This is a genomic window from Olivibacter sp. XZL3, from assembly GCF_004368405.1.
Classification (GTDB): Bacteria; Bacteroidota; Bacteroidia; order Sphingobacteriales; family Sphingobacteriaceae; genus Olivibacter.
The window spans coordinates 1-10,404 of sequence record NZ_SBJH01000091.1; the positions used below are offsets into that span (position 1 = coordinate 1).

Genomic DNA, 10,404 nt, shown 5'->3' on the forward strand with positions numbered 1-10,404 from the left:
AAAACTCCTCTGGAGTTTCCCACATTCCAACATCTTAATCAACAACAATAAAAGTGTCTACTTTTTTTAGGACATGACAAGCAAGGCCAATCCTTTAATAGGTCGTTCATCTCTGAATCGTGCATTTCGCCTAAATTTCTTTGCATTTCGCCGTATTTTTTTTTGCATTTCGCCTGCCAGCAGATGCATTTGGCCTTTCAGTAAGTGCATCTCGCCATATTTCACGTGCATTTCGCCCTATATCCTTCAGGTTTCCCGTCATTTCGACTGGAGGTATTAAACAGGCCTGTGCGGAACGGAGAAATCTATATGAAGCCAAGTATCTCTGAACGCAAGGCACGAGCGAACTAATCACTAATAGTTCATCACTCATCACAGGCGACGCCTTGCCTACTCTTCTTAATATTTTATCCGTTCGAGAGGCGGCATTAACTAAAGGCTGATAGCTGACTTCTGACGGCTCATCAGGACATACCCCTCCCCTTAAGCGTAAATTTTGCTTCATGTTGGTTGATTATTATCGATATTTAAGTAATTGATTTTTAAATACCGACCCACCCGCCGTGAGAAAAATTATGCGATTATTTGTTAGATTTATAGAAAGCCACTATCTTTAGATCATTGCAAGTAACCAAAAGAAATGCCTATTCCAAAACCTAAGCAAACACATGTTTTCTTACGGCATTGGGGTCGGTAAACAGAATGGGCTTGGGCCATTTTTTAAACCCGCTTTGGGTAAGGGCTTTTTTTACATCAGCTCCTATGCCAGCCACAGCCTGTTTTATCTTTTGGCCTGCCTTATTCTGGCGATGCGATTATGTTCTTTATAGGATTTTGTAAGGATTTAGGATGTGCCCATGGCCGACCATTATTAATGGCGAACCCCGCAAATAATTTGCGGTTTGGGTACGTGGTCGGTTTGGTTTGTCTCGTTCTCATAATCTTGATTTTATGAAACGATGCTGCTATTGAGCAAAATAGACTTATTTAAACAATAAGGTGAGTCTCAATGCTTTGGCAAGTGGTACCGCTAAGAACCTCCTTGACTTCGTCAAGGCTCCCCCAAAGTCTAACATGAGACCCACCCTATTGAATATGGTACAACAAAGGTAACACAATTCAATAAAAGGGCGAGTTCACGGTCGACTCATGGGGAAAATTAGCGGTTTTCTTGCATGAGCAACATCGTAAATAGTAGACCTTCGCGGCCTACCCTACTTGTCTCGCTATAATGTAATGCAAATATAAATAGTTTATTAGAAAAACAAAAACTATTTCTACTAAATAACGATTTAATGAAAGTTAACGTATCGAAAGAATATTCAATAATACTTAGCCAGTATATGGACGCCTTTGGGTTGGCAGACGTTGACATCGCTTTCTTAATCGGTTCAAATAAAGATGCTATAATAGGCCTATTGGACGGAACTAGAGGGGCCGTACTAAAAACCCTCGAATCTATATCACAAATTTTTGGGCTGAGGTATTTCGAATTCGGAAACCCCAATCATTCAATGCCGAATTTTGATTCCCTACCTGATAGAACTAAAGAAAGAATTGCGTATAGAAAAAAGGTAGGTCACCCCGTTCCAAAGACTTATACCTCGCTGGACTTAACGGAAAAGATAAGCGTCGTACTCTCCGAGTATAAAGTTGGGTACGTTTTCCTACCCTCTGAAATCGGCAATAAAGTAGATTCAAAATTCAACCTGGGTCTAACTGATTATAAACAGATAACAGACCGGTTTAAAAAGGACCTTGAGGGAATTGTGGAAAAAACTGGAAAAACCAATAAAGTCGAAGGTAAGCGAGGTAGACCTGAAGAATATTACCGGCTTATAAAGCCTATTGCGAAAAGTAAAAAGTCGAAATAATCAACGTATCATCATACGATCGAAAAACTTTATTATTAATGTTAAACCAAAATAACCTTTGTTATGTACTACACATTCTTAGTCCTTTCAATTTACTTAGGCGTCATTGCACTCATCATCTACATTTTTTACCGTATCATTGACGGATGGATAAACCGATCACTTAATGTACGCCGAGAACAAAATGCACTTCTCGCGAAGTTGATTGGTGTGTTGGAGAAAGAGAAGCCGAAAGAACATTAACAAGCCATCTAAAAGCACAAAAAATAGGAGTTGATCATCAAGCTTGTGCTATCGATATATAGAGCCATTCCTTATTAATTACATCGATAAGAATGAATATGAGTAACACCCCATCCTGCATTTTCCAAAGCAGGTGTGATAAATTTCGTTCAAATATCTCTTTCTGATAAAGTCCGTTTGTTCATAGCTCTCAGGATTGATTATAGATTAATCGTTAATTGGTTTATACCAATAGAAAAACGCTTCCGGATTGGTTTTTTTAACTTATTCAATTTATTGTAGGTTGGATCTTCAATCAGCCAATCTTTCATTTCCAACGGATTTTTGAACCGTTCTATTTCCTGATTTTCCTTATTCAGTAATAAAGTCAGATAGGCAACTTTAGCAGAAGCTGTTATGGCTTCTTCGATTGAGAAACGGTCGATAATGAAATTCATGAAGTACGATTGAACAAACGCACTCTTTCAAACAGTTCAGGATAACTAAACAATAGAAAAAATGGGATTCTTCAGTTGTAACTCGTTACTTCCTTTACCTCGGACTGTAAGTTCGATATCCGTGTGCCTATTGGATTTCGGGGTCAACCGAAATCGCCCTTGCTTTAGTTTTGTCAATTTAATATCTCGTTCATCTCTGTAAGGATTATTGGGCTTCCCTCAGTGACAATAATAGTATGTTCGTGTTGTGCCATATATCCCCCTCTATTGCCAACCATTGTCCAGCCATCATTAAGTTCTTCGGCATAGGTTGAAGAAGTTGATATAAATGTTTCAATGGCCACGACAGAATTTTTCTTAAACCTACGTTGGTCAAATCTGTTTTTATAATTCATTAATTCTTCAGGTTGTTCGTGTAAATTCCTACCGATACCGTGCCCACCCAGGTTTTTAATCACCTTGAAGCCTCTTTTTCTTGCTTCGGTCTCCATTAAGTGCCCAATATCTGAAATTTTCACACCACCTTTGATATTACTGAGGGTCTTTCTCAAAATTTCTTTGGAGGCGTCAACTAATTTTTGATGGTGATAAATGTCTTTTCCAAGAACAAAAGAAGCTCCATTATCTGCCCAAAATCCATCAAGTTCTGCTGAAACATCAATGTTTATTAAATCTCCCTCTTTTAATACTCGCTCTTCCGAAGGAATACCGTGACAAAATTCATTGTCAACACTTATGCAAGTCCACCCCGGGAAACCATAAGTTAAATATGGTGCAGACTTGGCGCCAAAGTCCGAAAGCACTTTTGCTCCAAACATATCTAATTGTTTTGTTGTCATACCAGGTTGAGCATAGTTACGCATTTCTTTTAGCGTATAGGCAACGGCTTCACTAACTTTTCTCATCCCAACTAGTTCTTCTTCTCTCGTTATTGACATATGGTAGAAAGTGTTGTTTCTTGTATACAAACTTAAATAAAAATCGAGAATTTTAATCGCTTTCAATAAAAAACGGCCACCACATCGTCCTCCATATTACCTTTTGTGTTACGATAAGACCCAAATTTTAGGTTTTATCGTAACGCGATTGGTAAAGTTAAGCAACAATTACATAAAAAATAACATTACTATCAAATGCTACCGGCCCTCTAAAATAAAATCAAGTACACTAGATTTTAAACTTTTAAGATGAGATATAAGCTATCCTCTTGATATTTTAGGTAAGAAAGCTGCAATTATTCCGATAAGCGGTAGAAAAGCGCAAATTTTAAACACATATTCGATACCGCTGCTATCGGCTAATGCACCAAGCATCGCAGAGCCAATACCTCCCATTCCGAACGAAAAACCAAAAAACAATCCGGCGATCAAACCAACTTTGTCGGGCATAAGATCCGTCGCAAAGACTAAAATTGCGGAAAATGCGGAAGCAATAATCAAACCGATGAAGACGATAAAAACAATGGTCCAGCCGAAGGGAAGATAAGGCAGACACAGCGTAAAAGGCGCTGCGCCCAAAATAGAAATCCAAATAATGTTCTTCCGCCCATATTTATCACCCAATCTACCGCCTAAAATAGTTCCTGCCGCAACAGCAGCCGCAAAAACAAATAAACACACTTGAGCGTCTTTTACCGACACTTGGAACTTTTCTATAAGAAAAAAGGTAAGATAGTTGTTGATAGATGCCAAGTAAATATATTTTGAAAACACCAGTATCAACAGAACAATGAGGGAAAACGTAACACGTTTAGGAGACAAAGGGACATTAGTTGCAACGACTGCCTTTTTCGAAGTTCTGCCCATAGCCAATTGCCCGGCATACCAGTTTCCGATTTTCCATAAAACGATCATTCCGACAAAAGCGGGAACGGCAAAGACGCTTACATAACTTTGTCCCAATGGCAGTACTATGAATGCGACTAATAGCGGTCCGATAGCTGTTCCCGAATTACCACCTACCTGAAAAATAGATTGCGCCAATCCCTTTTGTCCGCCAGAAGCAAGTCGTGCCACCCGCGAAGCTTCAGGGTGGAACACCGAAGATCCCATACCGATTAAGGCGACCGCAAAAAGCAGTACGAAGTAAGCATGTGCAGAAGCCAAGAACAGCAGCCCCGCCATTGATAAGGTCATGCCCGCAACTAAAAATCTCGGATTAGGTTTTTTATCTGTGTAGACTCCTACAAAGGGCTGAAAGATGGAAGCCGTCATTTGAAAAACAAACGTTATCATACCGATCTGTGCAAATGATAATTGAAATTCATCCTTGATGATCGGATAGATAGATGGGATAATCGACTGAAGTAAGTCATTTAATAAATGCGAAAGACTGATCATAAACAAAATCGGGTAGACGATTTTATGACGATCGGTTGCTTTGGACATGATGTTGAGATCCTGGTTTGTACTCATTTCTAATTTTTTTGCTGCGCAAAGTTAAAGTCGCAACGATTGTCAAACTTTGTATATCTTAGATATAAGTTTGTATATTTACAACACAACCACCAGTAACTGTCATGAGGAGGGTACAATTTGAAACATTGGTAATAACCGAGTGGAACGTAGAGACATTCCCTCTGCCGAAGCACAAACACTCATTCTACGAAATGATTTATATCCGCAAAGGCTACGGCATCCACATTTTGAACAATAACCGCTTTCCGTATAGTTCGGGCGATATTTTTATCGTAAGTCCGGAAGACAAACATTATTTTGATGTGAAAAAGCGCTCAACATTTACATTCATCAAATTTACTGACAGTTACTTTGCCAACCACAAACAACACCGCCCAGACGCATTATTTTTTTCTTGTCCCGAAGAAATTATGCGCAACAAATTATTGAAAGAAGTGAAACTCGAAATGGACGAGCTTAGCGCATCCATTCTACGCAATACGATTGACAATATTGTAGCGTACAATAATCGAAAAGACATCGCTTCGTCGCCTTTGGTCTATTATCAGTTATTGTCTATTTTCGGACTAATACGCGAAGCGGCTATGAAACTTAGCATTCGTGTGGACAAAGGACAAGCTGGCAACGAAGAGTTAATTTCCTACATTCACGAGCACATTTACGAACCGCAGCTGTTGCTTACGAAAAATATTGCCAAACATTTCCATATCGCCCCCGCTTATTTCAGCGCCTATTTTAAACGTAATTTCGGTATCCCTTACGGGGATTATGTAAGCGAATACCGCATCAAGCTGGTAGAGAAACGCCTTGCCGTTCCTACACTTACAATAAAAGAAATTGCCGTTGAATTTGGCTTTACGGACGTAAGCCATTTGTCACACTATTTCAAAACAATCAGAAAAATAAGCCCCAAAGAGTTTCGGAAAAAAGCGATAAGCATGTTTCCACCTGTTGGGTATTAAGCGGGCTGCATTCGTTCTAAAATTCACCTTACTAATTTGAACGATCAATTATTATTTTATATTTGCTTTAATAAAACAAACCTCCTTTATCACTCAAACTTAAATCAACTCGGTTTGCCTCTACCAGTTTTTGGGTGTTCTGCAAGTTCTTTAATGAGAGATACCGCCTTTTTTTTTATACTTGCGGTTCTGATTTCTTCAATGCCCTTAAGTCTATTTCGGCATTGCGTGATATAATGACGGTGTACATTACAGGCTATCGAAGTATGCGTCCAGTTCTTCTTTGGTTTTAAGGACGATACCTTCCCCATCTTTTATCTGTTTATGCGCTGAATCATTTCGGAAGTGAAACACAAATCGTCCCCCGAAACCGGAGTAAGCACGTACGCCTGTTTATTCCCCCTTTTTATCACCACTTTCTACCCTTTGTCAGCAATGCTGTTCATCTGCATCCATCCGAACTTCTTCTAACTGCTGAAGAGTTATCATTGCATCATAAAAAATAATTATGAAACCGAGATGCCAATATTATTGACATACAGGCCAATAAATATTTACATCGAGCTCTCATTAACAATTAAAAAAGTAAAAAGATGAAAACAAGGAACGCATTCAAGTCTGCAATCGCCATCGAAATCGCCACGGCTATCAGCAGCATTTTATTAATAAGCGCATTTCTTTCACCGACATGTTTCGCACAGGCATCCACTCATACAGGTGTTATTGCACATGAAACAAACTTTGAATCAAAAGAGGAAGGCCACAAAATCGAATTTCTGAAAGGTAGTTCCGGTCAGTTTACCCATGCCAGACTATTGGGAAGAATCATGACAACAAAAGTCGGGTTTAATCCCACAATAATCAAACAGCTGTCGGCAGCACAAATAAAAGGGCTCGAAGGAACCTATGTTTTAAAAGATGACACTAGCCTCGGGATAGAAATCCGATCTTCGGCAAAGGGACTGATGTTAAAACAGCTATGGGACAATAAAGACATTGCCTTTACGCCCAGATCAGAAACCTTCCTAAGCGATGATGGTATTTTTCCGCTCACTTTTTTATTAAGTGATAAAGAAGCAATGCAGGTTATCTCTTTTGAAAACAATATATGGCTAAAAGCAAAATAGACGGCGATGAGAATATCAGTTAATTTATTAATGCCGATGAAATTCTTCTTACCTATTATTTTTCTTTTAACCCACCTTACATTATTTGCTCAAACTAAACTAACTGGCGTTGTTGTTAGTGAAGATGGAAAGCCAATTCCTTATGCCGCTATCCGAATAAGTTCATCCGATAACCAAATACGAGATTCAACATTCAGTGACCAAAACGGACAGTTTGAGTTCTCCATTAACGGAAATGCAACGCTTCTTTTGAAAACTAACGCGATGGGATATCAGGAAGAAACAAGGGAAATCGCATTGGATATCGATGAAAACGCACCGCTTGAAATTACGTTGTATGCGGATGTCATCAATTTAGACGAGTTGTCGATAACTGCATCGAAAGATGTGTTTGAGCAACAAGCTGACCGCTTAGTCGTTAACGTTAATCAAATTCCTTCCGCATCTGGACTTTCAACGTTCGAGCTGCTAAAAAGAATTCCCGGTCTTCTAGTTTCAGATGATAAGATAGCATTAGCAGGTACTGGAAGTGCAACTATTCTGATCAATGGCAGGGAGTCTAGATACAACGATGTCTCACAAGCGCTGAAGGGAATGAGTGCTGCCAATGTTGAAAAAGTGGAAGTAATCTCACATCCAGGAGCCAGTTATGAAGCGGCTGGAGGGAGTATAATTAATATTGTAACGAAGCGAAAGAAAGCCGATGGTTGGAGCGGAAGCCTAAATATGCTGGGAGGAACGGGTATCTATCATAAAAGAAGGGATAAGGTGGATAGGAACTTTAATACACTTAGCCCTTCTATCAGCCTAAATTATAGTACCGATAAGGTAAGCCTGTATGGTTACTATAACTATTTTTATAGTAACGTGTTTGACTATAAAGAATTTGAGCGAACGATAGACTCCGTTTTGTTTTATCAAAGTTCCTATACACCTTGGCATGCGAAGAACCACCATGTGCTATTTGGTGGGGACATTTATTTGACAAAAAAGAATACGCTGAGTGTCGGCATCAGTACACTAAACAGGGCAATAAGCAAGAAAAGTAATAATGTAACGGACGAACTGTTGGCTAACAGCGGTGCCAAAATCAGCTCATTCAGCAGTTTAATCGATTTGAATGAGAAGCAGCACAATACAAGCTTGACTGTTGGATGGCAATTGCATGTGGATACCGTAGGAGGAAAATTGTCTGCTGATGTGGAGTACTCAGCATTCAAAATCAATAGTGCCGGCGAGTACGACAACGTGCTCGATATGGGCGATCATTATGTGAACCATCAAACGATAAGCAACCCGATTGAGCTCTTTGTTGCCAAAACGGACTTCACAAAAAGGGTGTTTACCGACTACACGCTAGCACTGGGGGCAAAGACAAGTTATGCAACAATAGACAACGGCCTGCGTTTTTTGAGAAATGGCGTGATAGACAGCGAGACGAGTACAGACTTTGCATATAAAGAAAACATCAATGCGGCCTACCTGTCCCTTGAAAGACGTTTTAAATTCGCGAAAGTGAAGTTGGGCGTGCGTGCGGAACAAACCAGAGCGACAGGGGATGAAAAAGGGGTGGAAGTGTTAGATCGAAATTATTTGCAATTATTTCCTTCTCTATTTATTAAAAAAAATATCTCGAAGACGTTTGGAACAGTATTTCAATACAGCAAACGCGTTAATCGACCGAGCTATCTGCAGCAAAATCCCTTTATACGGTACATTGATTCGCTAACCTATACGAGGGGAAATCCGCTATTGCAACCGGAGACGGCAAACCAATACCGGCTTGCGCTGACATTTAGGAATCAGCCGTTCTTTCTGCTCTCCTACAATATCCGAACAGCTGTTATTTTTCAAAATGCTCCCCAGCAAATTGGAAATGTGACCTATACCATGCCGGATAATCTTGGAAGATACGAAAACTTTTCAGCCCAATTAAATTTACCGATTACGTTTATTCCGAATACCGAAGGATACATCAGCAATCAAATCATGTCAAATCGATATCGGGCGCATTATTTAGACGGAGTGTTTGATCAACAGCGATGGAATGTACTTTCTTTCCTACAGCTTGCTTATCGGTTTGATCGAAAATGGACGTTTGAAGCATCTGGATACTATATCAGTAAATCCTTGAACGAGTTTGCATTAATCGAAAGTAAGGGCAGTTTAAATTTGAGTTTACAACGTACCGTATTGGGAGGAAAAGGAAAAATCAATTTAAATGCAAATGATATTCTTTATACCGACCAAACCCGGGCCAGGATTCATTATCAGGATATCGACATCAACTTGAAACAACGAATTGAAAGCAGAAATTTCAGACTTTCTTTTACCTATAATTTTGGCGGAACCGATGGAAAAACACGCCGTAAAGAAGTGGAGAAATCAGAAGAATATAATCGTGTTAAGACTGACTAGTTGCTTTCCCGCTCACTTTTTTATTAAGTGATAAAGAAGCAATGCAGGTTATCTGTTTTGAAGACGATATATGGCTAAAAGCAAAATAAACAATTATGATACAAAAGACAGTTAGTCGAATTTTCTTCCTTTGGCATATGGTTATTTTTTGTACATCTGACGGAATAGCACAGCAAGTGGCAGACGAAAACTTTAACTACCCAGTTTCGGTTCCGGTATACAAGATAGGAAACGGTCCCCTAATTGTATTTGATGAAGCACATAATAATGCGTCGACATTAAAGGGAGCCTATTCCGCTTTTGGTAAACTACTTGCAAGTGACGGCTATCAAGTAGTAAGCAGCAAAGAAAAAGTGACTTTTGAGCTTTTAAAAAAAGCAAAGATTTATGTAACCGTAAATGCGATGTATGATATGGAAGACTGGGATCTGCCGGCGAGATCAGCTTTTTCTCAAGACGAAATAAACGAACTCTCCCATTGGGTAGCCGACGGAGGAAGCTTATTTCTTGTAACGGATCATATGCCATGCGGTGCCTCTGTTAATGAACTGGCAGGAAGATTTGGAATCAACATAATAAATGGCTTCGCTATTCGAAAGGATGGCCGGCCAGAAGTGTTTTCAAAAGAGCGAAAAACACTTTTATCCAATGAGATTACCAATTCTTCCGGCAAAGAGATCGATAGCATCATGTGCTGGGGCGGGACGGGATTTATTGTTCCGCCCCATGCCCATATTATTTCCGTACTGGGCGACGATTACCAGATCTATCTGCCTAGCCATGTTTCCCAAATAAAAAGAAGGTTATCGGATACTATTCCGTATATTTCCGGAAGAGGATTAGTGAATGGATATAATGTTGATGTTGACCCCTCCGCTGGACATACTGACCCCTCTATCGAGTTAGTATCTCAGTCCAACTGATGA

10 protein-coding genes are annotated in these 10,404 nt (G+C 39.6%); 6 read left to right on the forward strand and 4 right to left on the reverse strand.

What is annotated here, in order from left to right; genetic code table 11:
• Positions 1–130: 130 nt before the first annotated feature.
• On the reverse strand, positions 131–505 hold the full coding sequence (locus EPX21_RS18330) for a hypothetical protein (RefSeq protein ID WP_134091133.1): 375 nt from the start codon (positions 503–505) through the stop codon (positions 131–133).
• A 790-nt stretch (positions 506–1,295) separates the two neighbouring features.
• On the opposite strand from EPX21_RS18330, the gene EPX21_RS18335 reads away from it, so the two are divergent.
• Together EPX21_RS18335 and EPX21_RS18340 are read left to right on the forward strand one after the other, a co-directional pair.
• A complete protein-coding gene (locus EPX21_RS18335; RefSeq protein ID WP_134091134.1) occupies positions 1,296–1,874 on the forward strand; it encodes a hypothetical protein in 579 nt (192 codons plus the stop codon).
• A 63-nt stretch (positions 1,875–1,937) separates the two neighbouring features.
• Entirely contained in the window at positions 1,938–2,117 is a 180-nt protein-coding gene (locus EPX21_RS18340) for a hypothetical protein (protein ID WP_134091135.1), read from the forward strand.
• A gap of 200 nt (positions 2,118–2,317) precedes the next feature.
• Here the strand turns inward: EPX21_RS18340 and EPX21_RS18345 are convergent, their stop codons facing one another.
• From EPX21_RS18345 to EPX21_RS18355, 3 genes are all read right to left on the reverse strand, one after another.
• Entirely contained in the window at positions 2,318–2,554 is a 237-nt protein-coding gene (locus EPX21_RS18345) for a hypothetical protein (RefSeq protein ID WP_134091136.1), read from the reverse strand.
• Positions 2,555–2,727: 173 nt separating this feature from the next.
• Entirely contained in the window at positions 2,728–3,492 is a 765-nt protein-coding gene (gene map, locus EPX21_RS18350) for a type I methionyl aminopeptidase (protein ID WP_134091137.1), read from the reverse strand.
• A 261-nt stretch (positions 3,493–3,753) separates the two neighbouring features.
• Positions 3,754–4,968 carry an MFS transporter gene (locus EPX21_RS18355; protein ID WP_134091138.1) on the reverse strand — a complete coding sequence of 405 codons (1,215 nt, stop codon included), beginning with the start codon at positions 4,966–4,968 and terminating at the stop codon, positions 3,754–3,756.
• A gap of 104 nt (positions 4,969–5,072) precedes the next feature.
• On the opposite strand from EPX21_RS18355, the gene EPX21_RS18360 reads away from it, so the two are divergent.
• The 4 genes from EPX21_RS18360 to EPX21_RS18375 all read left to right on the forward strand — a co-directional run bounded on the left by EPX21_RS18360 (position 5,073) and on the right by EPX21_RS18375 (position 10,401).
• On the forward strand, positions 5,073–5,933 hold the full coding sequence (locus EPX21_RS18360) for an AraC family transcriptional regulator (RefSeq protein ID WP_134091139.1): 861 nt from the start codon (positions 5,073–5,075) through the stop codon (positions 5,931–5,933).
• Between the two features lie 593 nt (positions 5,934–6,526).
• Positions 6,527–7,060, forward strand: a complete 534-nt coding sequence (locus EPX21_RS18365; RefSeq protein WP_134091140.1) for a hypothetical protein — start codon at positions 6,527–6,529, stop codon at positions 7,058–7,060.
• A 6-nt stretch (positions 7,061–7,066) separates the two neighbouring features.
• Positions 7,067–9,478, forward strand: a complete 2,412-nt coding sequence (locus tag EPX21_RS18370; RefSeq protein ID WP_134091141.1) for an outer membrane beta-barrel family protein — start codon at positions 7,067–7,069, stop codon at positions 9,476–9,478.
• A gap of 95 nt (positions 9,479–9,573) precedes the next feature.
• Positions 9,574–10,401 (forward strand): hypothetical protein, encoded by an 828-nt coding sequence (locus tag EPX21_RS18375; RefSeq protein WP_134091142.1) that lies wholly within the window; start codon positions 9,574–9,576, stop codon positions 10,399–10,401.
• Positions 10,402–10,404 lie beyond the last annotated feature (3 nt).

Coding starts and splice junctions, on each gene's coding strand:
- EPX21_RS18340 (WP_134091135.1), top strand. CDS start 1,938: ATGTACTACACATTCTTAGTCCTTTCAATTTACTTAGGCGTCATTGCA.
- EPX21_RS18345 (WP_134091136.1), bottom strand. CDS start 2,554: ATGAATTTCATTATCGACCGTTTCTCAATCGAAGAAGCCATAACAGCT.
- EPX21_RS18360 (WP_134091139.1), top strand. CDS start 5,073: ATGAGGAGGGTACAATTTGAAACATTGGTAATAACCGAGTGGAACGTA.
- EPX21_RS18355 (WP_134091138.1), bottom strand. CDS start 4,968: ATGAGTACAAACCAGGATCTCAACATCATGTCCAAAGCAACCGATCGT.
- map (WP_134091137.1), bottom strand. CDS start 3,492: ATGTCAATAACGAGAGAAGAAGAACTAGTTGGGATGAGAAAAGTTAGT.
- EPX21_RS18335 (WP_134091134.1), top strand. CDS start 1,296: ATGAAAGTTAACGTATCGAAAGAATATTCAATAATACTTAGCCAGTAT.
- EPX21_RS18370 (WP_134091141.1), top strand. CDS start 7,067: ATGAGAATATCAGTTAATTTATTAATGCCGATGAAATTCTTCTTACCT.
- EPX21_RS18375 (WP_134091142.1), top strand. CDS start 9,574: ATGATACAAAAGACAGTTAGTCGAATTTTCTTCCTTTGGCATATGGTT.
- EPX21_RS18365 (WP_134091140.1), top strand. CDS start 6,527: ATGAAAACAAGGAACGCATTCAAGTCTGCAATCGCCATCGAAATCGCC.
- EPX21_RS18330 (WP_134091133.1), bottom strand. CDS start 505: ATGAAGCAAAATTTACGCTTAAGGGGAGGGGTATGTCCTGATGAGCCG.